At 45.7% G+C, this 26,696-nt stretch carries 23 protein-coding genes; 14 read left to right on the top strand and 9 right to left on the bottom strand.

The features are described 5' to 3' along the window. Window positions 1-10 precede the first annotated feature (10 nt). From NCI00_RS23745 to NCI00_RS23705, 9 genes are all read left to right on the top strand, one after another. The gene (locus NCI00_RS23745) at window positions 11-1,435 is read left to right on the top strand and encodes an ATP-binding protein (RefSeq protein ID WP_253531908.1); all 1,425 of its coding nucleotides are present in this window, start codon (window positions 11-13) and stop codon (window positions 1,433-1,435) included. Between the two features lie 10 nt (window positions 1,436-1,445). After that, a complete protein-coding gene (locus tag NCI00_RS23740) occupies window positions 1,446-2,099 on the top strand; it encodes a response regulator (protein WP_114068793.1) in 654 nt (217 codons plus the stop codon). Between the two features lie 74 nt (window positions 2,100-2,173). After that, window positions 2,174-2,980, top strand: a complete 807-nt coding sequence (locus NCI00_RS23735) for a sulfite exporter TauE/SafE family protein (RefSeq protein ID WP_253531907.1) — start codon at window positions 2,174-2,176, stop codon at window positions 2,978-2,980. Between the two features lie 34 nt (window positions 2,981-3,014). Further along, on the top strand, window positions 3,015-3,392 hold the full coding sequence (locus NCI00_RS23730; RefSeq protein WP_166561059.1) for a rhodanese-like domain-containing protein: 378 nt from the start codon (window positions 3,015-3,017) through the stop codon (window positions 3,390-3,392). A gap of 392 nt (window positions 3,393-3,784) precedes the next feature. After that, window positions 3,785-4,207: a 30S ribosomal protein S12 gene (rpsL, locus tag NCI00_RS23725; protein WP_114068790.1), complete on the top strand. Its 423-nt coding sequence runs from the start codon at window positions 3,785-3,787 to the stop codon at window positions 4,205-4,207. 130 nt (window positions 4,208-4,337) lie between these two features. After that, a complete protein-coding gene (rpsG, locus tag NCI00_RS23720; RefSeq protein ID WP_114068789.1) occupies window positions 4,338-4,805 on the top strand; it encodes a 30S ribosomal protein S7 in 468 nt (155 codons plus the stop codon). A gap of 265 nt (window positions 4,806-5,070) precedes the next feature. Continuing rightward, window positions 5,071-7,935, top strand: coding sequence for a TonB-dependent receptor domain-containing protein (locus NCI00_RS23715; RefSeq protein ID WP_253531906.1), 2,865 nt, complete (start codon window positions 5,071-5,073; stop codon window positions 7,933-7,935). Between the two features lie 24 nt (window positions 7,936-7,959). Next, window positions 7,960-8,754 (top strand): GLPGLI family protein, encoded by a 795-nt coding sequence (locus NCI00_RS23710; RefSeq protein WP_253531904.1) that lies wholly within the window; start codon window positions 7,960-7,962, stop codon window positions 8,752-8,754. Window positions 8,755-8,772: 18 nt separating this feature from the next. Next, the gene (locus NCI00_RS23705; protein WP_253531902.1) at window positions 8,773-9,867 is read left to right on the top strand and encodes a hypothetical protein; all 1,095 of its coding nucleotides are present in this window, start codon (window positions 8,773-8,775) and stop codon (window positions 9,865-9,867) included. 155 nt (window positions 9,868-10,022) lie between these two features. Here NCI00_RS23705 and NCI00_RS23700 read toward each other — a convergent pair whose 3' ends face one another. The 4 genes from NCI00_RS23700 to NCI00_RS23685 form a co-directional block, all read right to left on the bottom strand. Further along, window positions 10,023-10,799, bottom strand: coding sequence for a 3-keto-disaccharide hydrolase (locus tag NCI00_RS23700; protein ID WP_166558797.1), 777 nt, complete (start codon window positions 10,797-10,799; stop codon window positions 10,023-10,025). Window positions 10,800-10,891: 92 nt separating this feature from the next. Beyond that, window positions 10,892-11,482 carry a hypothetical protein gene (locus NCI00_RS23695; protein WP_253531900.1) on the bottom strand — a complete coding sequence of 197 codons (591 nt, stop codon included), beginning with the start codon at window positions 11,480-11,482 and terminating at the stop codon, window positions 10,892-10,894. Window positions 11,483-11,501: 19 nt separating this feature from the next. Beyond that, complete coding sequence (locus NCI00_RS23690) at window positions 11,502-12,224, bottom strand: glutamine amidotransferase-related protein (protein WP_253531899.1); 723 nt, start codon at window positions 12,222-12,224, stop codon at window positions 11,502-11,504. A 130-nt stretch (window positions 12,225-12,354) separates the two neighbouring features. Then, entirely contained in the window at window positions 12,355-13,749 is a 1,395-nt protein-coding gene (locus NCI00_RS23685) for an aldehyde dehydrogenase family protein (RefSeq protein WP_253531898.1), read from the bottom strand. A gap of 415 nt (window positions 13,750-14,164) precedes the next feature. Between NCI00_RS23685 and NCI00_RS23680 the strand changes: the two genes are divergently transcribed. Then, a complete protein-coding gene (locus NCI00_RS23680) occupies window positions 14,165-16,270 on the top strand; it encodes a S9 family peptidase (protein WP_374758856.1) in 2,106 nt (701 codons plus the stop codon). 96 nt (window positions 16,271-16,366) lie between these two features. On the opposite strand, the gene NCI00_RS23675 is transcribed toward NCI00_RS23680, so the two are convergent. Together NCI00_RS23675 and NCI00_RS23670 are read right to left on the bottom strand one after the other, a co-directional pair. Further along, window positions 16,367-17,236 (bottom strand): SdiA-regulated domain-containing protein, encoded by an 870-nt coding sequence (locus tag NCI00_RS23675; RefSeq protein WP_253531896.1) that lies wholly within the window; start codon window positions 17,234-17,236, stop codon window positions 16,367-16,369. A gap of 206 nt (window positions 17,237-17,442) precedes the next feature. Continuing rightward, a complete protein-coding gene (locus NCI00_RS23670) occupies window positions 17,443-18,042 on the bottom strand; it encodes an FMN-dependent NADH-azoreductase (protein WP_253531895.1) in 600 nt (199 codons plus the stop codon). 764 nt (window positions 18,043-18,806) lie between these two features. On the opposite strand from NCI00_RS23670, the gene NCI00_RS23665 reads away from it, so the two are divergent. From NCI00_RS23665 to lepB, 3 genes are all read left to right on the top strand, one after another. After that, window positions 18,807-19,742, top strand: a complete 936-nt coding sequence (locus NCI00_RS23665) for an ABC transporter ATP-binding protein (protein ID WP_253531894.1) — start codon at window positions 18,807-18,809, stop codon at window positions 19,740-19,742. Window positions 19,743-19,850: 108 nt separating this feature from the next. Beyond that, on the top strand, window positions 19,851-21,194 hold the full coding sequence (locus tag NCI00_RS23660) for an ABC transporter permease (protein ID WP_253531892.1): 1,344 nt from the start codon (window positions 19,851-19,853) through the stop codon (window positions 21,192-21,194). A gap of 73 nt (window positions 21,195-21,267) precedes the next feature. Further along, window positions 21,268-22,431 carry a signal peptidase I gene (gene lepB, locus NCI00_RS23655; RefSeq protein WP_253531891.1) on the top strand — a complete coding sequence of 388 codons (1,164 nt, stop codon included), beginning with the start codon at window positions 21,268-21,270 and terminating at the stop codon, window positions 22,429-22,431. Between the two features lie 38 nt (window positions 22,432-22,469). On the opposite strand, the gene NCI00_RS23650 is transcribed toward lepB, so the two are convergent. Further along, the gene (locus NCI00_RS23650; protein ID WP_253531890.1) at window positions 22,470-23,024 is read right to left on the bottom strand and encodes an acyltransferase; all 555 of its coding nucleotides are present in this window, start codon (window positions 23,022-23,024) and stop codon (window positions 22,470-22,472) included. A 65-nt stretch (window positions 23,025-23,089) separates the two neighbouring features. On the opposite strand from NCI00_RS23650, the gene lhgD reads away from it, so the two are divergent. Then, the gene (gene lhgD / locus NCI00_RS23645) at window positions 23,090-24,286 is read left to right on the top strand and encodes an L-2-hydroxyglutarate dehydrogenase (protein WP_253532032.1); all 1,197 of its coding nucleotides are present in this window, start codon (window positions 23,090-23,092) and stop codon (window positions 24,284-24,286) included. Between the two features lie 61 nt (window positions 24,287-24,347). On the opposite strand, the gene NCI00_RS23640 is transcribed toward lhgD, so the two are convergent. Next, the gene (locus tag NCI00_RS23640; RefSeq protein ID WP_253531889.1) at window positions 24,348-25,199 is read right to left on the bottom strand and encodes an FKBP-type peptidyl-prolyl cis-trans isomerase; all 852 of its coding nucleotides are present in this window, start codon (window positions 25,197-25,199) and stop codon (window positions 24,348-24,350) included. Window positions 25,200-25,256: 57 nt separating this feature from the next. Beyond that, window positions 25,257-26,597, bottom strand: coding sequence for a M16 family metallopeptidase (locus tag NCI00_RS23635; RefSeq protein ID WP_310586790.1), 1,341 nt, complete (start codon window positions 26,595-26,597; stop codon window positions 25,257-25,259). Window positions 26,598-26,696 lie beyond the last annotated feature (99 nt).

The following is a 26,696-nucleotide window of genomic DNA, read 5'->3' as shown; positions in this document are numbered from 1 at the left end:
ACCATGAATTATGCCCATACGTATTCCCAAACGGTTCACCCGATTGTATATCACGGCTTTATCGTTAGTTGCTTTTTTAACGATATTGGGGCAAATCTTGGTCCAAAACACCCTTAAAGACGGCCTGAATGACTCTTGGTTGGTCAATTTTGCAGGGCGGCAGCGCTTTCAAAGTCAACTGATTGCCAAAACCGCCCTGCTCCTTACCCAACGTCCCGATTTGGCCGACCAAAGCACTCAATTGAAAGAGTTTAAACGGGTATTGGCCGATTGGGAAGACCACCAGGATCAACTCCAAACGGGCAACCTGCGGGATATTTCGGCCACTTACGTCAATAGTGACACCGTAAGAGCAATGTTTGTGGATATAGAACCTCATTTCAGCGCTATTCAACAAAATGCCCATTCGGTACTGAAGTGGATGGAAAAGCCTGGAGACTCGGCCAGCATCGACTTATCAGTTCGTAATATTTTTGCGCACGAACTGATTTTTTTACACAAAATGAATCAAATCGTATTCCAATACGATAAAGAAGCAAAAGAAAAAGTAACTCGCCTTCGTCGTATTGAACTATGGCTGATGGCTTTAACGTTGGTTATACTATTGTTGGAGGGGTTGTTTATTTTCCGCCCAGCGGTGGGAAAATTACGCGAAACAATCGCTCAATTGATGGATGCACGCGAAAACACGATGATTGCTAACCGGGAACTTCAAAAAGCGTATCAACAACTGCGCGACACGCAGGCGCAGCTATTGGAAGCCACCCAACTCCGCCACCAGCAAGAAATCAAAGAGCATAAAATTCGGGCTTCGGCGCTTTTGCAAGGACAGGAAGAAGAGCGCAAACGCCTCTCAAAAGAAATGCACGACGGGGTGGGGCAAATGCTTACGGGCCTAAAACTCATTGCTGAAAATTTTGGCGAAACCAAAGAATGGAGCCCGCGCGACCTCCGCAATGCGCAAGATTTGCGGACCGTTATCAGCCAAACGATTCAGGAAGTCAGAACCATCTCCCACAACCTGATGCCGACCGTCCTCAATGATTTTGGCATCGACTTGGCCTTGAAACAATTGATGGATTCAACGGCGCGAAATACAAGCGCTCAGCTGACTTTTACTTCCAATTTGAAGGAAAAACGTCTGGACAGGAATGTTGAGATAGGACTCTACCGAATTGCGCAGGAAGCCATTAATAATGCCGTAAAGCACTCAGAAGCAACACAAATCAGTCTGGATGTTTCGCTGAGCAACAAAAAAGTAACCCTGCGGGTGACCGACAATGGCAAGGGTTTTAATGCTGCTCGAAAAAAATCAACTGCCACCAATGGACTACGCAATCTTCACGAACGAGCGCATTTGCTTGATGGTGTATTGAAAATCAACTCAGCCATCGGGCGCGGCACCGAAGTCATTGCACAAATACCCCAATTATAATCAACAAACGATGAAAAAAATCCAAGTACTGCTCGTAGACGACCACACCATTGTTAGAAATGGCCTACGGTCTATTTTAGAAAACACCGACGAAGTAGAGGTCATCGGCGAAGCCTCTAACGGCGAAGAAGCCCTCGAAAAAATCCCCCTTCTCAAACCGCAAATTATCCTCGTTGACATCTCAATGCCGGGTATCTCGGGCATTGAATTGATTAAAAAAGTAACGAAGCAGTGGACCAATATCCGGCCCATTATCCTCTCAATGCACAACGACGACGCCTATATCCTCAAGTCGGTTGAAGCAGGCGCGTATGGTTATTTGCTCAAAGATGCCACCCGCGACGAAATTCTGACCGCCCTTCATGCCGTCAAAAATGGCGAGAAATACTTCAACGCATCGGTGGCAAGCGTGATTGTAAGCGGCTATTTATCTCAGGTACAAAAAGTTGAAAAAGCGACCGAGTCACGCAAAACGCTTTTATCCAAAAAAGAAAGAGAAGTATTGCGGTTGTTGGTAGAAGGAATGAGCAGTCGCCAAATTGCCGACCAACTGGATTTAAGCGTTCGTACCGTCGACAATCACCGCGCCAACATGATGCGCCGCCTTCAGGTTCACAACGCCGCCGAACTCGTCAAACTGGCTTTGGAAGAAAAATTACTCTAATTTTGGAAACATAGTCAACGTTCGGCCCCAAGACACGCAAGTTGTGGTGCGTCGTTCGGGGCAACGTTTACCAAATGGAAATTGCAGGCTTCATCGGAGCATTTTTAATGGGACTGTCGCTGGGCCTTGTGGGGAGTGGTGGCTCCATTCTCACCGTGCCCATTCTCGTTTATTTATTTTATATTGATACCCTCATTGCTACCACTTACTCGCTTTTCATTGTAGGGATTACGAGTTTAGTCGGCGCAACTGTACGCGCTGGTGCTGGCAATATTCACTGGCCCACCACGCTGGTCTTTGGTATTCCCTCGCTGACCGCTGTTTATCTGACTCGGTCTTTCGTCCTCCCACTTATCCCTCCCGTTATTTATCAACTGGGCGATTTAGTACTCACCAAATCGCTATTTTTACTGCTTCTCTTCGCAATACTCATGCTCGTTGCTTCTTTTTTCATGATTAGAGACCAAGAAGAAACGACCGAAGAAGATAAGACTGTAGGAAGTATCTCCTACAATCTGTTTTCATTATCTATAAAAGGAATGCTGGCAGGATGCGTAACGGGACTTTTAGGAGCTGGAGGAGGATTTCTCATTATTCCAGCATTGGTTCTGATGGCAAATCTCCCAATGAAAAAAGCCGTAGGCACCTCGTTGGTAATCATTACGGCCAATTCTTTTATGGGTTTTTGGCGCGACTATCAATTGCATGAACTCATTGACTGGCGCTTCTTGGTCTACTTTTCCACCATTGCCATCACGGGAATTTTAACGGGCAGCTCCCTAGCCCACAAAATCAGCGGCGAAAGACTCAAACCCATTTTTGGTTATTTTATTCTCTTGATGGGGGTCTTCATTATTTTTAAAGAGCTATTTTTGAGGTAATATTTCAAAACCATCATTTTAACTTTATTCTGATATGAAATCGTTTCTTTTATCTTTCATTTTGCTAGTCGCCGTAAGTTGCCTTAACGGCGCTTTTGCCCAAACCAATCTTGACACCAAAGCCTTCGTTCAAAAGTTTAAGGAAACGCCCAAGGCACAATTACTAGACGTACGCACCCCCAACGAATGGAACGCTGGAAAAATCGAATCCTCCAAATGCGTTAATTTCATGGACGCTGATTTTAAACAGCAAGTCGAGAAGTTGGATAAATCCAAGCCCGTATTTGTGTATTGCGCCGCTGGCGGCCGCAGCGCCAAAGCTTCCAAAATCCTGAAAGAAGCAGGTTTTAAAGAAATTTATAACCTCCAAGGGGCAGGCTATGCCGATTTGGCCAAAGAAGGCATCAAATAATCGTAGGGGCGGGGTCGCATCGATGGACCGTTCGCCTCCGCCCGAAAACACCCGTCAGTTTACATAAACCGAAAGACAGAAAAATAATAAATACAAAATGTAAAAGGAATTCCAAGCATCGTAGGGGCGGGGCTTACCTTCGCCCACATTCCTCCGCTTTGCCGCCTAAAGCGAAGAGATATATTTTGTACGCCTGATTTTATTCTGCCCAGTATCCGCTTATTCCGTCAAAAAAGGGCGATTTGCTTCGTTAAAAGGGGCGGAGGCGAGCCCCGCCCCTACGGATTCTTCAAAAAACTTCTCTCTTAATTTTTGCATTCCCGCAAAAACCCACTATTTTTGCACTCCCATTTTTGGGGTGGTATAACCATTTTTGAAAAAACCAGCATAAAATGCCAACTATTTCACAGTTAGTACGCAAAGGACGTGAACAAATGACGTGGAAATCTAAGTCTCCGGCCTTAGATTCGTGCCCACAACGTCGCGGTGTATGCACGCGTGTATACACAACGACCCCGAAGAAGCCAAACTCGGCTTTGCGCAAAGTAGCGCGTGTACGTTTATCAAACATGAAGGAAGTCAACGCTTACATCCCAGGCGAAGGACACAACCTCCAAGAGCACTCAATCGTATTGGTGCGTGGTGGTCGTGTAAAAGACCTTCCAGGGGTACGTTATCACGTAGTGCGTGGTGCGCTTGATACTGCCGGTGTAAACGGTCGTAAGCAAAGCCGCTCACTTTACGGAGCAAAACGTCCGAAACCAGGTCAGGTAGCACCCGCAGGAAAAGGCGCTCCGGCTAAGAAGAAGAAGTAATTTGAGCGTTTAATCGCTCGTCCTTTTTGTTTGCGTAATACAGTACAATAGCATAAAAGGGTAGTAATCCCAAGCAAAGGTTTGGGGTGAATCAGTTGAAAAACGAAACCTACATTAACAACTCAGTACAATGAGAAAGGCAAAACCGAAAAAAAGATACCTATTACCTGACCCTAAATACAGGGACGTAATGGTAACCAAGTTTGTAAACAACTTGATGTTGCAAGGCAAAAAAAGCACCGCCTATGATATTTTCTACGGCGCGTTGGAAATTGCCGAAAAACGTCTTAGCGAAAGCGGTCTTGAAATCTGGCGCAAAGCGTTGAACAACGTAATGCCTGCTGTAGAAGTAAAAAGCCGCCGTGTAGGTGGTGCCAACTTCCAGGTTCCTACCGAAGTTCGTCCTGACCGTAAAATTGCGTTGGGAATGAAATGGATGATCAAATACGCTCGTTTACGCGGTGAAAAAACCATGCGTGATCGTTTGGCCGCTGAAATCATCGCCGCTTCAAAAGGTGAAGGTGCTTCAGTAAAAAAGAAAGACGATACGCACCGTATGGCTGAAGCCAACAAGGCGTTCTCGCACTTCCGTTTCTAGTAATTAGGAAAGAAGATACAAAAAAGAGCCTTCTCGCAAGAGTTGGCTCTTTTTTTTGGCCTTACTGTAACCTTTTTCTCAAAATCAAGTAGTCGTTAATGCTTATATTACAGTATTCAAAAATATACAACATTCTTAAATATAAATTATTTAATTTTCTTGACAATAAACTAAATCTTTAGTACGTTTACACCTTTATAGTAGCCGTGAAAAATACACCATCACCATCCATCCATCCTTAATTTAAACCTTTACCTAAACAGCCATGCGTAAACTTCTCCTTTTGGCCCTACTGTGGCCATGCATGAGTGTATTGTATGCTCAAACGCCCAATCGCTTTCAAATTCAAGGTATTACCGCCGACACCTCATCTACTCCCCTGGGTTCTGCCACGGTGATGCTGCTCCAACGCAAAGATTCCTCACTGGTTAATTTTACCCGCACTAACGACAAAGGCGCCTTTGCCATGCGCAACGTAAAGCGCGGAGATTATCTGCTCAAAATCTCGTACGTCGGCTACATTCCTTTTCAACAAGACATTGTTTTTGGCGACAAAGAAATCGTCGACTTAGGAACCCTCAAATTAAAAGCCATTACCAAAGAGCTCTTTGAGGTGGTGGTCAAGACGGCCCGCGCGCCCCTGAGTATCAAAGGAGATACGATTGAGTACAACGCCGCGTCGTTTAAAGTACCTCCTGGCTCAACGGTTGAAGATTTATTACGCAAGCTTCCTGGCGTGCAGGTAGACCAAAACGGCAACATCATTGCCCAAGGCCAGCAAGTACAGAAAGTAACCGTAGATGGAAAACGTTTCTTCGGGAGTGACCCTAAAATGGCCACCCAAAACCTCCCCGCCGACGCCATTACTAAAGTGCAGATTTTCAACGACAAAACTGAGCAATCAAAAGTGACGGGCGTAGACGATGGGAAACAAGAAAAAACGGTCAACCTCGAACTCAAAGAAGGATTTAAGAAAGGAGGCTTTGGAAAACTGACCGCTGGATTGGGAGCCGACGGCAACGGCAATGCCGGACCGCGCGGCGAAATCAAAGGAAATTACAATAAGTTTGACGATAAAAACCAGTTTTCGGTCATAGGATTGACCAATAACACCAACCAAACTGGAATGTCATGGGATGATTATCAAGACTTTAGAGGCAGTAGCTCCTTTAATAGTTGGAACGACAACGGCGATTTTGGTTTTGGTGGCGGCGGCGGTCGATACATCATCATTGGCGGTGACGACGACGGCGGACTCAGCATTCCAGTCGGCGGCGGCAACGGTCGCGGCTACTCCAACAACATTGCTGGCGGTATCAACTACAATTACAACACCAAAAAAATCAAGACCAACGCCAGTTATTATTACAACTCTACCCGGCAGGTAGTGGATGCAGTGCGCAACCGCGAGAACTTCCTACAAAACGGCTCTTTTAAAACCGAAGAAGAAAGCAGCCAAATCAATTTCGTCGGCAATCACCGACTCGCGTTCCGCCATGAACAAACCGTTGACTCACTCAATGCCTTTATTTTTACCAACAACAGCCGCTACAACGTAGGTGATACCCGACTGAACAGCCTTCAGGAATTTTTCAGAAACAACAATTTCAAATCCAACGAAACCACCATCAATAATGCCACCAACGTGGATAAAATTGAAACGGCCAACACGTTGATTTACCGCTTGAAATTTAAGAAAAATAAAGGACGGAGTTTTGCCGCCAGTGCTTCCTATAACTTTACCAACAACGACGGAGTTGCCGACCAAAAATCGCTCAACTTATTCTACAACGCCACCGACCCCACCGATGTAATGCGCCGCATGTTGGATTTAACCAACAACACTGGCAGTCGAGTGAGCCAGCTAAAATCTAGTTTGCTGTTTGTGGAGCCATTTGCTAAGCGCTTTTTCTGGGAAAGTTTTGTCAACCTGAGCTACCGTTCCGACAACGTAGACCGCGACGTATTTGACCTCGCCAAAGACAGCGGTCGCCGGGTACCTGTTGATAGTTTAAGCAGTTTTTATAAAAACAGTTACAACTACGCCCGGATAGGAAGCAGTGTGCGGTACTCCTACAAAGGATTGAATTTTTCAGGAGGGTTGGCGGTACAGAGCTTCCAAATTGACGGCAAATTTGCACTTGGCCAAAACCCAGCTTCTTTTATCAACATCAACCGTCGGTTTACGACGTGGATACCCAACGCTTCGTTGAATTATGACCTCAAAAATAACCGGTATTTGTGGTCGGGCTATGATGTAAGCGTGAGTCAACCTTCGACCCGTGATTTACAACCCGTCATTGACAACAGCAACCCGCTGATTATCCGTCAAGGAAATCCCGATTTGTTACCGACGGTAAATCATAACATCAATTTTGGGTACAACATGTTCAACCCCGCGAGTTTTATGAACGTCAACGTTAACATGTATTATTCATACAATGTAAACCAAGTTGTTTATAACCAACAAGTTGACCCTACAACCTTGATTACGGTGACCAAACCAGTAAACATCACGGGTGGCCAAAACATTGGTTCTTATATCGGCTTTGGATTTCCGATAAAGAAAACCAAAGCGTCGATGAACATTAACTTCAACCCCGGCTTCAGCAAAAACCTCACGCCCATCAACGGCGTACTGAACCAAACCAACACCGATAGTTATCGGTTTGGAACGCGGCTTGATTTGACCCCAAGCGACAATTTTACGATTTTTGCCAACGCCAACTGGAGCGTCAGCAATACGCGTTATTCTATCAACACTGGTCAAAATCAGCAGATTGTCAACCATAGCTATAGTGGTACGATGAACATCCGCTTGCCCAAAGATTTCTTCATCAACTCCAACCTCAATTACCAAATTTACAAAAACGAGCGTTTTGGTTTTAACCAGCAAGTGCCGATTCTGAACACCTCTATCTATAAAATTCTGGGCAAAGCCAAGAAAGCCGAAATCAGACTTTCTATCTATGATGTCTTCAATCGCAACTTGGGGGTGAGTCAGTTTGCCAACCAAAACTACGTATCGCAGGAGCGTATTCAGACCTTGGCTCGCTACGGAATGTTGAGCTTTACGTACAATATGCGCGGCATGAATACCAACATCAAACGCAGAGGCGGATTTTTCTAAAACCGAAAAACAAGAAACCAAAAAATGAAAAATATAAAACTATCCACTGTTCGCTATCAGCTTCGCCAGTCAGGATTTGCCATTCTGGCGCTCATAGGTCTAGGTTTTTCCATCTCGGCCAAAGCGCAACAAACCGAAGGCATGGTGACTTACGAGTATAAGTATTACTGGACGAAAGTTAACTCGCGCCTCACGTTTTTGAGTAAGGAAGAAAAAGACCGCATGAAATTGACTTGGGGCAATGAAGAGGACGGCCCGGGGACCAAAATGAAGTTGACGTTCAACGATAAGCAGAGCATTTACACGTATTTTAGCGACCAAGGCCAAACCGAAGATGGGCGGTATTCGTGGCGGCAGAGTGATTACCTGATTCATCGTAATTTTGAGCAAGAAAAACTCATTGAAAATCACGAAATGTTGGGCAAAACTTACCTGCTCGAAGATTCGTTGATGACCTACAATTGGCGTATTCAAAATCAAATCAAGGATGTTGCCGGCTACGTTTGTATGAAAGCCGAAACCTTCGACCCCATCAAAAACCATAAAATTACGGCGTGGTTTGCGCAAGACATTCCCGTGTCAGCAGGCCCTGAGCGCTATTTTGGTTTACCCGGACTCATTTTAGAACTAGACATCAACGACGGCGATGTGATTGTAGCGGCCCAAAAAGTAGAATTGAAAAACGTGGATAAAGAGTTGGCTCTACCCAAAATGAAGGGTAAAAAAATCAAAAACAACGACTACGACCAGATGCTCAAAAAACACATTTTTGACAGTATAAAAGCACAACGAAACCCTTATTGGTCAATCAGATACTAACATCTGACACCCAAAAATATGGCTTTTCTCCAACGGTTTGCGATTGTATTGTTCAGTATATTTTGGCTGGCAGCTACGGCCAACCCTCCCAAACGAAACACAAAAATCTCCATCGTTGGAGAAAAGTTTTATATCAACGGAAAGCCTACTTTTAAGGGGCGCGTCTGGAATGGATACAAGATAGAAGGCTTGCTGCCCAACTCACGTATGGTGCAGGCCACATTTGATGACCGCAATCCCACCACCCGCGCGCAGTGGGCATACCCTGACACCAAACAGTGGGACGCCGACCGCAACACCGACGAGTTTTTGGCCGCCATGCCCGTTTGGAAACAACATGGGCTGTTGGCCTTTACGCTCAATCTTCAGGGAGGCAGTCCGCAGGGGTATTCTAAAGACCAACCTTGGCATAATTCGGCATTTAATGAGGATGGAAGTTGGAATCCCCATTATTGGAATCGACTCAAAAAAATCCTTGACCGTGCCGATGAGTTGGGCATGATTGCCATTGTAGGCTTCTTTTACTTCGGCCAAGATGAACGCCTGAAAGATGAAGCAGCCGTAATCAGGGCAGTCGACAATGCCACCGATTGGCTCTTGGAAGCAGGCTATCAAAATGTATTGATTGAGATTAACAACGAGTGCAATATCCGCTACGACCACGCCATTCTTCAACCTGAGCGCGTACACGAACTAATACAACGAGTGAAGCGCAAAAAGGTGAAAGGACGACGGTTATTGGTCAGTACGAGCTACGGCGGCGGGGCTATTCCGAAGGAAAATGTAGTACGCGAAGCTGATTTTTTATTGCTTCACGGCAATGGCGTCAGCGACCCTGCCAAGATTGTCGATATGGTCAACAAAACGCGCGCTGTTGCGGGTTATCGCCCCATGCCGATTGTATTCAACGAAGACGACCACTTCAACTTTGATAAACCCCTAAACAACTTCGTAGCCGCTACGAGCGCCTATGCTTCTTGGGGATTTTTTGATTATCGAATGAAAGACGAAGGTTTCGACGAAGGCTATCAATCGGTGCCCGTCAATTGGCAAATAAGCTCCCCACGCAAACGAGGCTTTTTTGAGAAACTGAAGGAGATAACAGGGTTGTAAAGAACCGAAAAATAATAAACCGCACGGGCAAGGTCAGCCGTTGCGGGCCCCAAAAAAAATGTAAAAGTTTAAAGTAGAGTTCGTTTTACATTTACTAAGACAAACAAAGAGGGGCGAATATTCGCCCCTCTTTGTTTGTCTTAGTAAATCTAGAATTACAGTTTTCTTACCCAAATATTACGAAACTGCGTTTTATTATTGTGATCTTGAAGGTGAATCACGTCGTCGCCGTGTGCTTCAGGATAGTGGTGTAAACCAATGTAAAGCGTTAATCCATTAATGGTTGCGTTATTTTGAACCAGTACCCCATTCAGAAAAACGGTGATGCGTGCAGGTGCATCAATACGGCCATCTGCTTTGAAACGAGGTGCGGTATATACCACATCATAAACGTTCCACTCAAGCGGCCCGCGCATAGGGTTCACGAGCGGCGCGTGGTCTTTGTAAATACTTCCAGCTTGTCCGTTGCGATAGGTACGGTTTTGGTACGAATCCAAAATTTGGAGTTCATAACGATCCTGAAAAAACACACCACTGTTTCCACGACCTTGGCTCACGCCTTCTACTACATCTGGCGCGCTGAATTCGAGATGAAGCTGGCAATCACCAAACTTCATTTTGGTTTTGATATCGCCACTTTTAGGAACTACTTCCAAATAGTCATTATTTACAATTTTCCAGGGAGCAGGACCACCATCTTTGGCAGAGACCCACTGCGAAAGGTCTTTTCCGTTAAAAAGTACTATAGCGTCGGAGGGTGGGTCTCCTGCATTTTTACCCGGCGTTACGACCCCTACTTCGGGTTCCCAGATTTCGGTCATTTCGGGCTTCATGGGCATAGGAGAAACCGCTGGAGGGGTACCACCAGGGGTTTGAGCAAATCCAGCTGCGGCACAAGCCAGTAAAGAAAGGGTTATGAACGTTTTCTTCATCGTTGTTTTATGATTATTGAAAATTTAATTACAAAAAATACTTCCTACAGTATGAAAGAATCTCAAGCGCGTTTTTTAACGTACCAAAACCATTAATCGCACACAAAGATGCTTAAATAATTGGGAGAGGTCGAGGTGATTTGCTTGAGGTCTAGGTTGACATCCTGCGGGAGAATCTTATCCAAACGCTTTTGAAGCTGATTAGCCGCCTCTTTTTCAACGAGTTCGTACCTTATCTGACTCCGACTAATTTTGAGTTCTTTTTTTCGGGAAACCGTCAATGCCGTCATTTTGACGCTATAATCTTTATAGGCTTGCAGTTCGTCAATGAGTTGCTGGGCGAGCGGTTTAGCCCCTGCTTCGTAAAATAGCTCAATGTTCCAAACGGTGCGAGGTTTTACTATTTTGCTTACCAAAGATGCTTTTTTGACGGGCTTCTTGGCAACTTCGGGGGCAGGGTCTTTGGGGTTCAGAATGGCGGCTACGCCCGAAACCAACCCCAAGACGAGCGTCAAACCCATGAACATTCTAATAGAGCGCAGCATCTCGGCCCGTGGCTTAGCCCGGCTGCTCTCGCGGCTCAGCAGGTAAAACGACAAGATAAAAGCAATGGCACTTAATCCCGAAATACCATATTTAAGAAACTCAGCTAGCTCACTTACCTGAAATTGGGCAATCATCATTTGAATCATTGAAAAGACATCACAAAACAGACTTTACAAACGACACCATCCACTGCGCCATCAAAGTACTGTGCAAAGGTAAGGTTAAACTTTCGAGTCCTCTGGCCGTTTTTTCGGCTCCTATTCGCTCCACCCGCGAGCGCATGAGGGCCTCTTCGTACAGAAGCGGAAACTCTGGATGCGCCTGCACGCCCAGCATCCGCTCTCCTACGCGAAACATGGCTACGGGGCAATCATCTGCCGAGGCTAATATCGTACTATCAGGTGGCAATTGGTGCACTTGGTCCTGACACATCATCAGCAGATTCAGGTTTTCCTTGGACGGGTTCATCCAAGGGGTTCTTTCTCCGTCTAACATCTTAAATTCGTGAATTCCTACGCACCAACCCACCGCCGATTTTTGCACTTTTCCGCCCAAGGCTTCGGCCAACATCTGATGTCCGAAACATACCCCTAAAAAGATTTTTTGTTGGGCATACATTTGACGAAAAAACGCTTTCAAGTCACGAATCCATGGCTCGTCGTCATAGACCGAAGATTTAGAGCCCGTACAGAGATAAACGTCACATTCGTCAACGGACGCTGGAAAATGGCCGTTGGCTACGTCATAAAATACAAATTCCCATTCGGGAGCCAAAGGCATAAACAACACGGGAAACATGTCGCGGTAGTCGCCCGCAATGTGCCGAAATTCATCCCGCACATGGTCACATTCTAACAGGCCAATTTTTATTTTTGTCACAGATTATGCGTTTATTTATCCTGCTGAAAGCATCTAAAAAGTGGGTTTGCATTTACAATAGACACTTTCAGCAGAACAAAGCAGTTTTTTTGTTTTTAATATCCGTTTATACTGAGCTTTTTCCAAAAGCTCAAAACCCATCCACTCTCAAATGAAACGATTTCGGTCTGGTCAAGGCTTCATAGCCCAACGCCGATAAAGTACAGCCACGACCAGAGTCTTTCACGCCCGTCCAGGCAAGTTCGGGGTCCAGGTAATCGCAGCGGTTCATAAACCACGTTCCCGTTTCAATTTGGTTTCCAATGTGCAACGCAGCATCGGCATCACTCGTCCAAACCGACGCCGTGAGGCCGTAGTCACTGTCGTTCATGAGTCGAATGGCTTCGTCGTCGCTGCTTACTTTCATGATTCCGACGGCTGGCCCAAAGGTCTCTTCGTTCATGATGCGCATAGAATGATTGACATTGACCAACAATTGCGGTGCCAAATAGGGCGTTCCTACTTGATTCAATGGAAAACCCGACGGGTCAATCAATGCATCTGCTCCCTGACTGACGGCTTCGCGTATTTGACCGCGTACAAACTCAGCCGCTGAGGTACGCACCATCGGCCCAAGATGTACGCCCGCTTCCAACGGATTGCCCAAAACATACTGATTAACAAGGGCTACCGCACCCTGCACAAATTCATCATAGACTTTTTCGTGAACATAAATACGCTCAATACCGCAGCAAGATTGCCCTGAATTGAAGAGCGCCCCATCGACCAAATTTTCCACGGCAAAAGCCAGAGGAGCATCTGCGCGTACGTAGGCGGGGTCTTTGCCACCCAGCTCCAAACCAGTGGCAATAAAACGCTCCGCGGCCGCCCGCTGCACCGCATGACCACCCGAAACAGAACCCGTGAAGGCCACAAAGTCTACGCGAGGGTCGGCAATCATTCGGGCCACGTAATCGTGGGTGGTGTGGAGATATTGAAAAACACCTTCGGGCAAACCAGCCGCTTTAAACGCCGCCGCGTAGCGCTCAGCACAAAGGGGCGTTTGCTGCGCGTGTTTGAGTATCACGGTATTGCCCGCCAATAATGCAGGAATAACTACATTGACCGACGTTAAGTAGGGATAATTCCAAGGAGCCACCACAAACACCGTTCCGAGGGCTTCGCGACGGATAAAACGCTGAAAACCTTCTTTTTCTGAAACCGGCACATCCGACAAGGCACCAATGGCGGCTTGTATCATATAGCGTGCACGCTCCTGAAAACCACGACGGATTTCGTTGGGAGTGTACCCAATCGGGCGTCCCATTTGCCATGTTAGCTCTTCGCCTATGGCATCGGCATGGGTTAAAAAATAATCTAAGGCTCTTTCGCAAATGGTAATTCGTTCGCGTAGCGGAACGTTTTTCCACATTTTTTGAGCCGATTTGGCATTTGCCAAGATGCTTTCAATCTGAGTGGCAGTACTATATTCGCGCTCCACATACACGGAGCCATCAACGGGAGAAATGACTTGAAATGTTTTCATTTGTTCGGTAAAAAGTAGGGCCGAAAATTACGGCTAATTTTTAAAATATTTTAGTTTTCAGAAGCACGAAGCTCTTCTTTTAATACTACCGCCGCAAGAAAAGATTAGGCTATCCTAAAAATGCCAAGTCTGATGAGCATTTTTAGGACTCTCATCCTACGGCCTTTGAAAAAATCATTCAGCTCCTTTTGAAATGTATCGCTCACTGGCGCGAGAAATAGCTATTTGAGTAAGATTGTCACAAAATATGCCTAGCGATAAAAAGCAATGAGACGAAAAAGCGCCAGCGCTTGTGTGATTACCTCTATGGTATTACGACCAAGCGCACCATGGCAATATTTCAGATAAAGACCTAAATAAGCTCCTCAATGAGATTGATTTTTAGTAAGTTTGGGTTTCATCTACCCCTCACTTCATGAAACCTACGCTACTACTCTTCACACTCTTACACTGTCTTTTCAGCACTGTATCCCGAGCACAAAACGGTTTTTCAATGGAGGCCGTCAAATCCTATCCTTTTCCCAACGAATTGACCGCCTCAGCCACGGGTTCACGCATTGCCTGGGCATTCAACGAAGAGGGAAAACGTAATATTTATGTAGCAGAAGGGCCCGACTTCAACGCGCGAAGGCTCACCAACTATTTACAGGACGATGGTCAGGAACTCAGTAGTGTAGCATTATCTGATGATGGAAAATGGGTGCTCTATGTACGCGGCGGCGACCATGGCTCCAATTGGGGCGATGAGCTCCCCGTCAATCCTACCTTTAGTCCTACCCCTCCCAAAGTGCAAATGTGGGCAATACCATTTACTGGTGGCGAGCCCAAGCTCCTGGGCGAAGGCGAAGGCCCCGTTATTTCGCCCAAAAGCGATAGAGTAGCTTTCTCCAAAGGAGGGCAAATATACACCGTTCCTCTTGATGGCTCGGCGGCGGCAACGATGCTCTTTTCGGCCCGTGGCACAAACGGCACGCCAGTTTGGTCGCCCGATGGCAGTCGGCTGGCATTTCAATCCAATCGCGTTGACCACAGTTTTATCGGTGTTTATACCGACGCCCAAACCCCTATCGTTTGGATAGACCCGCAATACAAACGTGACAATTCCCCGCGTTGGTCGCCTGATGGAAAGAAATTGGCCTTTATTCGTACCAACGGACTAGGCGGCAAGCCCGACTCTATCCTCGTCAGGAAGCATATCCCGTGGTCAATCATGACGGCCGATGTAAGTACAGGAGAAGCAAAAACCCTTTGGACTGCGCCTAAACGATTGAATGGCTCAGTGCCCAACACCCATGGAGGGCCCAATTTGCACTGGGCGGCCAATCGCATCGTTTTTCTTTCTTACCAAGACGGATGGCCACATTTATATTCATTAACTGAGCAAGGTGGTGCGCCGCTTTTGCTTACACCCGGCAATTTTATGTGTGAACATATTCAACTCAGCACCGGTGGAAAATCGCTCGTTTTTGCCGCCAATGCGGGTACTGACGCCTTGGACATTGACCGGCGTCACGTCGTTAAAGTATCCGTTGACCGCGCAGATATGCAGATAATGACGCCTGGAACGGGCCTAGAATGGTTCCCTGTTTTGACGGGCGACGGAAAAACAATGGCATTTATCAGTGCTACCGCTCAACGCCCTCCTCTCCCTTCCGTAATGCCCGCCAACGGCGGAGAAATGAAACTCCTCGCTACCGACCGTTTGCCTACAACCTACCCAAGTACAGATTTGGTGACGCCAAAACAAGTGGTCTTCAAAACACCCGACGGCGTAACGGTTCATTGCCAACTCTTTGAAAAAGCAGGAGGACCCGCCAAAAAGCCCGCCATTGTTTATGTTCACGGTGGGCCACCTCGGCAGATGTTATTGGGGTGGAATTATGGTGATTATTACGCCAATGCTTACGCCATGAATCAGTATTTGGCAAGCCTCGGTTACGCAGTCTTATCGGTCAATTACCGATTGGGGATTGGTTACGGATACGAGTTTCACAATGCGAAAAATGGCGGTGCCAACGGTGCTTCCGAATATATCGACATCAAAGCCGCTGGTGAATGGCTCGCCAAACAACCGCAAATTGACCCCAAACGCATCGGGATATACGGAGGCTCGTACGGCGGATTTCTAACGGCGATGGCCTTAGGACGCGACTCTAAGCTGTTTGCCGTAGGTGTCGACGTCCACGGCGTACACGACCGCACTATCGAGCGCACCCGCAATATTCTGATGCCCGACCAATACGAACGCGCTCCCGATGCCACCCGCGCCTTGGAGGTAGCCTGGAAATCGTCCCCGATTGCGTATGTAAATACGTGGACTTCTCCCGTACTTTTCATCCACGGCGACGATGACCGCAACGTGCGTTTTAGTCAAAGTACCGACTTGGTACGCCGCTTAGAAGAAACAAAAGTACCCATCGAAACGATGGTGATTGTAGATGATACCCACCATTTTATGATGCACGCCAATCAGGTAAAAGTCAACAAAGCCATTGCCGCATTTTTTCAAAAGAAGTTATAATTATCCCTCTTTTTAAAACAATCAAACCCCCGACGTCGAAATATCATTTCTTCGCGTCGGGGGTTTGATACATATCTTTGCTAGCACTTATTCCGCTCAATTATCCGCCTCCTTCAATGGATCAAACTTTAGAATATACCCATCTTTACCATCGCCTTCACTTGATATATAAAGGGTTCCTTCGGGGGTAAAGCAGATTCCTTCGGGCTGCCGAAATAGTTTGGGGTCAAGGTCAATATTTTTTAAGGGCACCCCTCCCGCCGAGAAAATAACCAATCGATGCCCCGCCGAACTGAGCAAATATAGTTCTCCAGTTTTGGGATGAGAAGCAATGTCAGAGGGTTTAAAATCCTTCCAGTTCTTGCCTTTCAATCCTACTTGGTCAAATTGCTTGGCTTTCAATTCACGCTCTGTAAACACCCTTCGACTCTTCAGGTCAAAAGAAAAAATGACCTTATCATCATCTTTTGCGGCTTTCTTAGAAGCTTCTTTGACCGCCAACCACAGGCGTTTGGTACCAAAATCATAGGTCAAGCCTTCGACGTCATTTTTTCCGGGCAGGCCAGTTTCAATTTCGCGTGTTTCTTTGTTACCAAGTTTAAAATTAAATAGTGCTCCGTCGCTTCGCAATACATAGATTTCGTCGCCAATTTTCTCAATTCCCTCATAATCGCCACGGGGGCCGAAACGATGACTTTCCGTAATTTTCTGTTGTGCCAAATCATACACAAACACTTCACCGTCTTCGTCTTGCACGCACAAAAGTTGGTTTTCTGCGTAAAAAGCCACCCCCGAAATCTCTTTCAGCTCTTTGGGCAAAACGTAGGTTTCAGCCGGCTGAGTCAGGTCATAGACAAACGTGGTCATCGACTTTGCTTCTTCCTTTTTTTCTTCTGCACTTGGGTTGCAGGACAGGATGCCTTTCAATAAAAGCAGGAAAGCAAGCACTCTCATCACAATATTCATGGTCTATTTTTTTGGTTATCAGATGCAAACTACTAAAAACAAACCATTGACCGTAGTTATTACCCGTTATTCTGCTTACGGTGTTGTATTAGAAGTTAAAAAGGCGGTACCGATTTATGACAATCGGCACCGCCATCAAGCAGAGGAAGGTTTATAAGGCTCCTAAAATTAGGTTGCTTGTTTTTTGAGCAAAATGGATTTTAGGATTAAGCAGTGATACTCTCTATTCCTTTTTGCAGTGCAGTTTCCTGCATTCCTGGAATCGCCATTCCTTCGGCACGAAAAACCGAAACGTCGGTAATTCCAATGAAAGCCAAGATAGTTCTCAAGTAAGACTCGGTAAAATCGTAGGTTTTCATCGGGCCTTCTGAGTAAATACCGCCTGTCGCAATCGCCAAGTACACTTTTTTGTTTTTTAGCAATCCTTCGGGGCCTTTCTCGGTGAAGGTAAACGTTTGGCCTTGTCTAACAATATGGTCAATCCACGCCTTTAGGTTGGACGGAATACCGAAGTTGTACATAGGTACTCCTATTACAATAATATCGGCGTCCATTACTTCTTTAATCGCTTGGTCTGAATGGCGAAGTGCCGTATTTTGGGCTTCGGTTCGGTACTCTTCGGGCGTAAAAAAAGAGGTAATGTGCGATTCTTCCAGATGCGGAAACGGATTTAGGGCTAAATTCCGGGTTTGAACCGTACTGCCGGGATAAGCGGCCTGTAATTTGGACACTACAGCATTTGACAATCTGACGCTAAAAGAATTCTCTTTTCCCGGGCTTGAGACAATGTTTAATATTCTTTTCATTTTTAACAGCTTTTCACTTGGTAAAACGATAAGTTAAGAAGTACTAAAAAGATGAACAGCGCCCGGGCTAAGGCCCACAATTGTGTGTGTTTTTCATTAGGGTAAAGATTTAGAGTGGTAGAAAGAAAAATAAAAAAGGCAATTGATTCCGTAAAAAAGCACGATTATCTACAATACAGACCTGATTATGATAAACTCTATCCGTCTATCCATTCGCTAGCTTAGCAAGCTAGACAGGGCCCAAAAAGAAGAATTTATATACAGGCACTGTGGGCATTTTATCGATTATTGGTGTGACTGTAATTGTTTTATGGCAATATAAGGATTTAACTAATTAATTGACATATTTATAGTAAATAAATAATACAACAAATAGCTTTTTAAGTAAAAATTAAAGGAGAAAAATATTTTAAAAAAGAAATAAATGCCAAATAAGTATATTTTTTTAGGGCTATATTTTTTTACATAAACCTCTATGCTAAAGATTAAAAAACGTTTTAGCGCACTCCACAGAGTTTGGCTATTTACTGATGTGATTAGTATTAGTCAATATCCTTGCGGCCAAACGCTTTTTTCAAAAATGATTAAGTGCCAAATCGACCGAAAGCGCATTTGGTTTTACCGCTTATCCTTCTAAATCCCCCAACTATCCGCATTCACTTGATAATAGCAAGTGCATGGCCTTAATTTTCGAACTCTTTATAAAGCGAGAGGCATTCTTTCATGCTCTTTTACACAGCCTTTTCTTCTTAACTCTTAACTATATGCCCAACATTCTCGAAGTTCACGAGGTCGTAAAACAGTACGCTTCGCATCGCGCCCTTGATGGGGTAAGCTTAAATGTTCCCAAAGGCAGTATTTTTGGATTACTTGGTCCCAACGGCGCGGGAAAAACCTCACTTATTCGGATTATCACCCAAATCACTGCGCCCGACGAAGGCTACGTTTTGCTCGACGGGGAGCGCCTACGCCCCGAACATATCCAACACATCGGTTATTTGCCCGAAGAACGTGGATTGTACAAAAAAATGAAGGTGGGAGAGCAGCTTCTTTATCTAGCCCAGCTCAAAGGACTGTCGGAACGAGAGGCCATGGAAAAATTAAAAATCTGGTTTAAGAAATTCGACATCAAAACGTGGTGGACCAAAAGCATCGAAGACCTTTCTAAGGGAATGCAGCAAAAAATTCAGTTTGTGGCCACCGTCATGCACGAACCTAAACTGATTATTTTGGATGAACCATTTTCGGGATTTGACCCGATTAACGCCAACCTTATTAAAGACGAAATCCTCGAACTACGCGACAAAGGGACAACCATCATTTTCTCAACGCACCGCATGGAATCGGTAGAAGAACTTTGTGACCACATTGCCCTGATTCATAAATCGCAGGTGATTTTAAAGGGGAGCAAAAAAGAGGTAAAAGATCAATTCAAGGAGCACAGCTACTCGGTGCGTTATCACGGAACGTTGGAATCACTGCCCGCTGATTTTGAGATTATCTCCCACAAAATCGACGACGAACAAGTTAACAAAGCAAACATTCGGTTGATAGGCAACGCCTCCGTCAACTCCTTGGTGGGCAACCTCATCAGTCAGGTAGAGCTGGTCTCTTTTCACGAAAACATTCCTTCTTTCAACGATATTTTCATCAAAGCCGTTGGTGGCGAAATACCCGAGGAAATAAACAGCCTACAATAGGCTGCCAGCCCGCCTAAGCAACGATTTTATTGATGAACCCCATTCCCGTTTTTGTGCTTATACTGCCTCAAAAACTCCAATGATATTTTATAACTCCTCCTCGAAGCTATGAGAAATATATTCCTTGTCCTCAAACGCGAATACTTGGTACGCGTACGCAAAAAGTCATTCATCGTAATGACCCTTTTGACACCGCTGCTGATTGCTGCTTTTTACGGCATCATCATCTGGGCCGCCGTGGGTTCGTTCAACAATGAACGCAAAACCATTCAGGTCATTGACGAAAGCGGCTTGTTTAAAAACAAGTTTAAAAGCGATGCCAACACTACGTTTGAATTTATCAGTGGGCCGATTGCTACGGCCCAAAAACAACTAAAAGACAAAGAGCAAAACCTTCTGGTATTTATCCCCGCCGATATCATGGACCGGCCGAAGGGCGTGCAAATCTATGCCGCCAAAAACATCGGCCCTATGCAACAGAACCGCATTGAAAAAATCGTTCAGCAGGAGCTTCGCAACATCAAACTTTCCAAAGCAGGCATTACCCAACAGGTCATCGAAGAAGCCAACATGAACGTTGACGCTCAGACTTTTAGCCTCAACGACGAAGGAAAAACGCAGTCAAGTAGCACCATTGCCGCGTACGTGGCGGGCTACGCGGCAGCTTTTTTGCTCTACATTTTTATCCTTATTTACGGAGCAGGAGTGATGCAAGGGGTGATGGAAGAAAAATCGAACCGTATCATTGAAGTCATTATTTCTTCGGTCAAGCCTTTTCATTTGATGATGGGCAAGATTTTAGGCGTAGCCGCCGTAGGCCTGACGCAGTTTTTACTTTGGGGCATTCTTACCTTTGGGGTAACAACCGCGACCCAAACGCTGTTTGGCTTCAATCGTTTTACGGCAACCCAAGAGGTGCTCAATAAGCAGGCCGAACAAGCCGACCCTGAATTGAAAAAAGAATTGGAAAAGTCGCAAAGCAACACGCTCAATACCGTAAATACGTTTATGGAATCGGCACAGTCATTGCCGCTGGCGCAAATATTCATTTGCTTCATTTTTTACTTTTTGGGCGGGTACTTGTTGTACAGTTCTCTCTACGCCGCCATTGGTGCCTCGGTCGAAAACCAACAGGAAGCTGGGCAGTTTACTTTTCCTATCATGCTTCCTATCATTGCCTCCATCTTTTTTGCGCAGTTGTCCATCAATCAACCCGACGGTTCGCTCGCATTTTGGACGTCAATGATTCCTTTCACCTCACCCGTGGTGATGATGGCTCGGATTCCTTTTGGCGTACCCGCGTGGGAAATCGCCCTTTCGATGGTTTTACTCGTGATGGGATTTGTGGGCACCACGTGGCTCGCAGCGCGTATTTATCGGATTGGCATTTTGATGTACGGTAAAAAGGTGAATTACAAGGAGTTGTCAAAATGGATTTTTTATAAAGGATAAACACAGTAGGGGCAGGCCCACAGCGGCCGCCGCTGGCGTCTGCCCAAAGAATATAATAAAAACGCTTACCGCCATGATGGAAGTAAAAACAGCCGAAAGCAAATCAAAAAATCCAAAAAAGTCGGCCTTTAGAGAGTGGGTTGATTCTATTGTTTTTGCAGTTGTGGCGGCCACGTTCATTCGTTGGTTGCTCTTTACGCCCTACGTTATTCCGTCGTCGTCGATGGAGAAAACGATTCTGATTGGCGATTTTATTTTTGTAAGCAACCTCCATTACGGCGCCCGCACACCAGCTACGCCTTTACAGATTCCGCTGACGCATCAAACCATTTGGGGCACAAAAATCCCCTCTTTTTCGACCTTGATTCAGCTTCCAGTGTTCCGTTTGCCAGGCTTTACCGACGTAAAACGCAACGACGTAGTGGTCTTCAACTATCCAGGCGACCCCGATGAGCCTTTTGAAGACGTGGCGCGCGGCGACGGAGGCTACAAACACTTTCCTGTTGACTTACGCAACAACTTCATCAAGCGATGCGTGGCCGTCAGTGGCGATGTAGTTGAAATAAAAAAGGCCGTCGTATACATCAACGGCCAACCCGCCGCCGTGCCGCCGACGGCAGTATTTTATTACCGTTTGGAATCTGGCGATTTGTTGGACGACCGTTTTTTTGAAAATGAAGACATTCAGGATTACGGAAATTATCCTGCCGACTCTGCCAAGCCCAATACATTTGTATATCAGATCCGAACAACACCCCAAATTGTTGACAATCTGAAAAAACATTCGTTCGTTCGCAGTGTTACGCACATCAGTCAGTATGCTTCCAACACCGCCGAGGCGGGTATTTTTCCAAAGGCCATTCCTCAAAATCAGGAGTTTTGGGGACCAATTCAAGTGCCCAAGAAAGGATGGACGATTCAGTTGGACTCCGCCAACGTAGCAAAATATGCCAACGCCATTAAATTTTTCGACCACAATGACCCAAACAACGTAGTGGTAAAGGATGGTAAAATTAGCATTGACGGCAAGATACTGACGAGTTATACCTTCCAACAAGATTATTATTTTATGATGGGCGACAACCGCTACGAATCGGCTGATTCGCGCTTTTGGGGTTTTGTTCCTGCCGACCATATAGTAGGAAAAGCGCTCTTTACGTGGATGTCCATCGACCCGAATCCTAAGTCCATTTTGAATAAAATTCGCTGGAATCGGTTGTTCAGAGGGATTGAGTAAAATCCACAAGACTGTCTCAAGGATAAGGGCAAAAGCCTTTACTTAAACCAAGGCTGCCAATCAAGTTGATACTTTAATTCGCTTTTGCGTTGGCCTACGATTTTGGCGGGGCTACCCGCCACAATGGTCATCGGAGGTACATCTTTGGTCACGATACTACCCGCCGCCACCACGGCTCCACGCCCAATACGAACGCCCGGCATGATGGTAGCGCGGGAGGCAATCCACACATAATCCTCAATGAAAACATCCTTTCCCACTACGCCGTGAAAGTCATCATGCGGGTCGTGGGAAAGCGTCCAGATATTTACTTCTTGGGCAATGTCAACGTTGTTGCCAACAATAAGTTTACCACCTCGCCCGTCCAAAAGGCTGTATTTGTTGATGAAACAATAATCACCGATTTCGATATTTTTCCCGTCTCGAAACTCCGCTTTCATCATCACAAATCCTCCTTTACCCAACCGCTTAACGGTTTGTTTGATAAAAAATCGTCGTATGGCATAAAACGGAATGTACATAATCCATTCCCTGAACACGTAGTCTTTGAAGGCAAAAAAAGCAGTATAGAGCTCGATTAAGGTTTTCTTCATGTGTCAAAATTAAGGAGTTTACCCTAACTTTGCACCATATAAAACGCAAAACGACCTTGAACAAAATATACGACATCACCGTCATAGGGGGAGGAATTGTGGGTCTTGCCACCGCCTTAAAAATAAAGGAAAAAAGTCCTCACTTAAAGGTACTGGTCATTGAAAAAGAACACGAAGTGGCCGTTCACCAAACAGGACACAATAGCGGGGTGATTCACTCGGGCCTCTATTATAAACCCGGCAGCCTAAAAGCCACCAACTGCATCAAAGGCTACAAAATGCTGTTGGATTTTGCCGAAAAAGAAGGTATTCCCTACGACCTTTGTGGCAAAATCGTGGTCGCGACTCGCCCCGAACAAGTGCCTATTTTGGACGGGCTGTACGAGCGCGGCGCCCAAAACGGTCTGACAGGCTTTAAAATGCTGGATGCAGCGGGTTTGCGCGAATATGAGCCGCACGTAAAAGGAATCAAAGGTTTTTTTGTGCCGCAGACGGGCATTATCAACTATAAAGTAGTCTGTGAAAAATACGCCGAAAACTTCCAGAAATTAGGCGGACAAATCAACTTTGGTCAGCGCGTGGTTGAGATTCGCCAAAACGACCACCTATCGATGGTGATTACGGCCCAAAATTTTTACGAAACCAAATTGGTCATCAACTGCGCCGGGCTGTATTCCGACAAGGTGGCTCAATTTACGCAACAAACGCCGATTGATTTACGCATTATTCCGTTCAGGGGTGAATATTTCGAAATCAAACCCGAAAAACAATACTTGGTTAAAAACTTAATTTACCCCGTTCCAGACCCCAATTTTCCTTTTTTGGGGGTGCATTTTACGCGCATGATTGGCGGCGGCGTAGAGGCAGGCCCCAATGCCGTGTTGGCTTTCCGACGCGAAGGATACAAAAAACTGGACATCCACGCCCGCGAATTGTGGAAAACCCTGACTTGGCCTGGATTCCAGAAAGTAGCCGCCAAATACTGGCAAACAGGACTGGGGGAAATGTATCGTTCGTTTTCAAAAGCGGCGTTTACCAAAGCCCTGCAAGAACTTATCCCCGAAATTCAGGAATCCGACCTCATTCCCGGTGGCGCGGGTGTCCGCGCTCAGGCCTGCGACCGCAACGGAGGCTTGTTGGATGACTTTAGCATTATTGAGCGCCCCAATGCCATCAATGTATGCAACGCCCCGTCGCCAGCGGCTACCTCCTCGCTATCTATCGGTCTAACCGTAGCTGAATTGGCCCTGAAAAGGTTTTAAAAACGTAGAGCCGCAATGAATTGCGGCTCTACACATATCATTAAAAAGCATGGTTACGGTCTTACTTCAACACTTCTATTTCAAACAATAACGGTGAGTAAGGCATGATAACATTGCCAGAACCCTGCACGCCGTAGCCGAGTGAAGAAGGGAAAATTAAAGTTGCCTTTTCGTTATAACGCAACTTACTGATTCCTTCCTCAAAACCTTTTATCACGCTGCCCCCGCCAAGGCGAACCTGGATTTCACCCGAATCAAATTGCTTATCATTCAACAACTTACCCGTATATTTTACCCGAACTACATCGCCCGGAGCTACTTTGGCGTCGGTGGTGGTGGTGGTCTGAATAAAACGTAACCCCGTAGAAGTCACTTCCGTCACGGTCAGTTTTTTCTCTTTTATGTAGTCTTCAATTTGCTGACTTTCATTACGTACTTTCACCAGTTCTACATCGGCACCTAGCGCTGAATAAGCAGGCAGAATATCGTCGGACTGCGCCCCAAAAGCCAAAAAGTGATTCATTAGCAACAAAGCCCGGTCGCCGGTGCGCATGATGGAGATGGCTTCGTCCATGCCTGGGATGAGCGAATTTACCCCGTAAATGTACGTAAAGGGCTTATTTTTTAGGCGTTCGGTACTATCAATTTTGGCACCAACCCCATTCAACTTAAACAAGGTATAGTGAATCGAAACCTGATCGCCGACGTTGGGTTTCAGCCCCGTAGGATTAGTGGCCGTAAACTTGTAATAAAGCCCCGTAGCACTTTTTTCCATCGTAAGATTATTGGCGCTGATATAGCTTTGAATCTCCTTTTCGTTCAATTCATAATTTTTTTCAGCCTCATTTTCCAGAACTTTCTGGCAAGATACCATACTCAATGCGGCCAAAACCGCCACTACTAATTGCTTCATTCGTTTGAAGTGCTTTTGCACGATTTATTAGTTATTCAGTTTAATTTTTGAGAAAAACTACCCAACAATAACACGTTGCAACTCTTCCCATTTCCAGTATTGCTGCGCCATTGATTGGATTTCCTCTGCCGTTACGACGCGTAAACGTTGGATATAGTTGGAATAAAAATCGACATCCAAGCCTTCCAACACCATAAGCCGGACACGGTCAGCGATTTCAAAAGGAGTATTTAACGAGCCTGCAAACTCTCCTGCCAAGTAATTTTTAACCACTTCAAGCTCTTCGGCAGGGACAAGCTCATTTTGCATGATGCCAATTTCTTTTTGAATTTCATCCAAAGTGGCCTGCGCAAATTCTTTCTTCACGTCGGTCCCGATTACCCAATATCCCTCCTGACGCATCGGCACAACACTCGCCGAAATTCCGTATGTAAAGCCTTTTTCTTCCCGAATATTTTTCATTAACCGCGAACCAAAATAGCCACCAAAGACCTCATTGGCCACCACCATCCGATAAAAATCAGGATGCTGACGCTTAAAAAGTCTACGTCCTACCCGCACCGATGACTGAACTGCATCCTCTTTTTCCAACCAATACGGCTCCGTTTGAGGAGCAATCTCTGGCGTTATATTGGGCAGAAGGGGCTCTGAAACAGAATGTTGTCCTAAAAATTTATTCACAAGCGCAATTTCTGCCTCGCCGACCTGCCCCGATAAGAATACGCGAAACGGCCGGGCTTTGATGCGTTGATGATAAAAATTTTCCAAATCAGAAGTCAATAGTGCCGTGATTCGCTCTTCTTTCTGCACTCTCCCGTATGGGTGCGCAGAACCAAAAAGCCGCTCCTTGAAGGTATTGGTCGCTACATAAGCGCTTTTTTCAAGGTTAACCCGCAGATTTTGGAGCGTGATATTGCGTATATCGTTAAATTCTTTTTCGGGAAACGTCGCCTCGTGCAACATCTCCGACACCATTTCTAATATCGTTTCTAAGTGCTTGGTCAGACCGTACACCATCACATTGGCGCGGTCGGGGGTGTGACTCAATTCCAAAAACGCACCGATTTGGTCAAAATGTCCGCTTATTTGGGCCGAGGTATGTTTTTTGGTTCCTTCAGAAAGCATCTTTACCGCAAAAAACGATGCTCCTTCGACTTGTTCATGCCATGTTCCGGCTTCAAACAACACCTCCAAACGAACCACGGGTTGTTCGCCGACATTGATGACGTAAAGCGGTTGGCCATTGTCCAGCACCACCGATTGGGGAGTAGGAAACTGTACCGTTTCAATGGTACGAAAATCAGGTGCCAGTGTTCTATCTAATTGCATACTGCTTTGGTGTTCAGATTTTGAGAGTGCAATATTACGGACTGTTTTTGTTTCGATAAACGTTTTCATTAAAATCGCACCGTTAATACCAACTCGCTCGCCCTCAACTATTCACTTTACTTCCGATGATCAACTTTATTCTTGCTGTTGTTTTTACAGTTTCTCTGT

This window comes from Runella salmonicolor (assembly GCF_024158025.1).
Taxonomy (GTDB): Bacteria; Bacteroidota; Bacteroidia; order Cytophagales; family Spirosomataceae; genus Runella; species Runella salmonicolor.
This window is presented reverse-complemented; position numbering and strand designations above follow the sequence as displayed.

Bases quoted from the DNA above. Each gene is read 5' to 3' on its own strand.
- NCI00_RS23745 (WP_253531908.1), top strand. From the start codon at position 11: ATGCCCATACGTATTCCCAAACGGTTCACCCGATTGTATATCACGGCT.
- NCI00_RS23740 (WP_114068793.1), top strand. From the start codon at position 1,446: ATGAAAAAAATCCAAGTACTGCTCGTAGACGACCACACCATTGTTAGA.
- NCI00_RS23735 (WP_253531907.1), top strand. From the start codon at position 2,174: ATGGAAATTGCAGGCTTCATCGGAGCATTTTTAATGGGACTGTCGCTG.
- NCI00_RS23730 (WP_166561059.1), top strand. From the start codon at position 3,015: ATGAAATCGTTTCTTTTATCTTTCATTTTGCTAGTCGCCGTAAGTTGC.
- rpsL (WP_114068790.1), top strand. From the start codon at position 3,785: ATGCCAACTATTTCACAGTTAGTACGCAAAGGACGTGAACAAATGACG.
- rpsG (WP_114068789.1), top strand. From the start codon at position 4,338: ATGAGAAAGGCAAAACCGAAAAAAAGATACCTATTACCTGACCCTAAA.
- NCI00_RS23715 (WP_253531906.1), top strand. From the start codon at position 5,071: ATGCGTAAACTTCTCCTTTTGGCCCTACTGTGGCCATGCATGAGTGTA.
- NCI00_RS23710 (WP_253531904.1), top strand. From the start codon at position 7,960: ATGAAAAATATAAAACTATCCACTGTTCGCTATCAGCTTCGCCAGTCA.
- NCI00_RS23705 (WP_253531902.1), top strand. From the start codon at position 8,773: ATGGCTTTTCTCCAACGGTTTGCGATTGTATTGTTCAGTATATTTTGG.
- NCI00_RS23700 (WP_166558797.1), bottom strand. From the start codon at position 10,799: ATGAAGAAAACGTTCATAACCCTTTCTTTACTGGCTTGTGCCGCAGCT.
- NCI00_RS23695 (WP_253531900.1), bottom strand. From the start codon at position 11,482: ATGATGATTGCCCAATTTCAGGTAAGTGAGCTAGCTGAGTTTCTTAAA.
- NCI00_RS23685 (WP_253531898.1), bottom strand. From the start codon at position 13,749: ATGAAAACATTTCAAGTCATTTCTCCCGTTGATGGCTCCGTGTATGTG.
- NCI00_RS23680 (WP_374758856.1), top strand. From the start codon at position 14,165: ATGAAACCTACGCTACTACTCTTCACACTCTTACACTGTCTTTTCAGC.
- NCI00_RS23675 (WP_253531896.1), bottom strand. From the start codon at position 17,236: ATGAATATTGTGATGAGAGTGCTTGCTTTCCTGCTTTTATTGAAAGGC.
- NCI00_RS23670 (WP_253531895.1), bottom strand. From the start codon at position 18,042: ATGAAAAGAATATTAAACATTGTCTCAAGCCCGGGAAAAGAGAATTCT.
- NCI00_RS23665 (WP_253531894.1), top strand. From the start codon at position 18,807: ATGCCCAACATTCTCGAAGTTCACGAGGTCGTAAAACAGTACGCTTCG.
- NCI00_RS23660 (WP_253531892.1), top strand. From the start codon at position 19,851: ATGAGAAATATATTCCTTGTCCTCAAACGCGAATACTTGGTACGCGTA.
- lepB (WP_253531891.1), top strand. From the start codon at position 21,268: ATGATGGAAGTAAAAACAGCCGAAAGCAAATCAAAAAATCCAAAAAAG.
- NCI00_RS23650 (WP_253531890.1), bottom strand. From the start codon at position 23,024: ATGAAGAAAACCTTAATCGAGCTCTATACTGCTTTTTTTGCCTTCAAA.
- NCI00_RS23640 (WP_253531889.1), bottom strand. From the start codon at position 25,199: ATGAAGCAATTAGTAGTGGCGGTTTTGGCCGCATTGAGTATGGTATCT.
- NCI00_RS23635 (WP_310586790.1), bottom strand. From the start codon at position 26,597: ATGAAAACGTTTATCGAAACAAAAACAGTCCGTAATATTGCACTCTCA.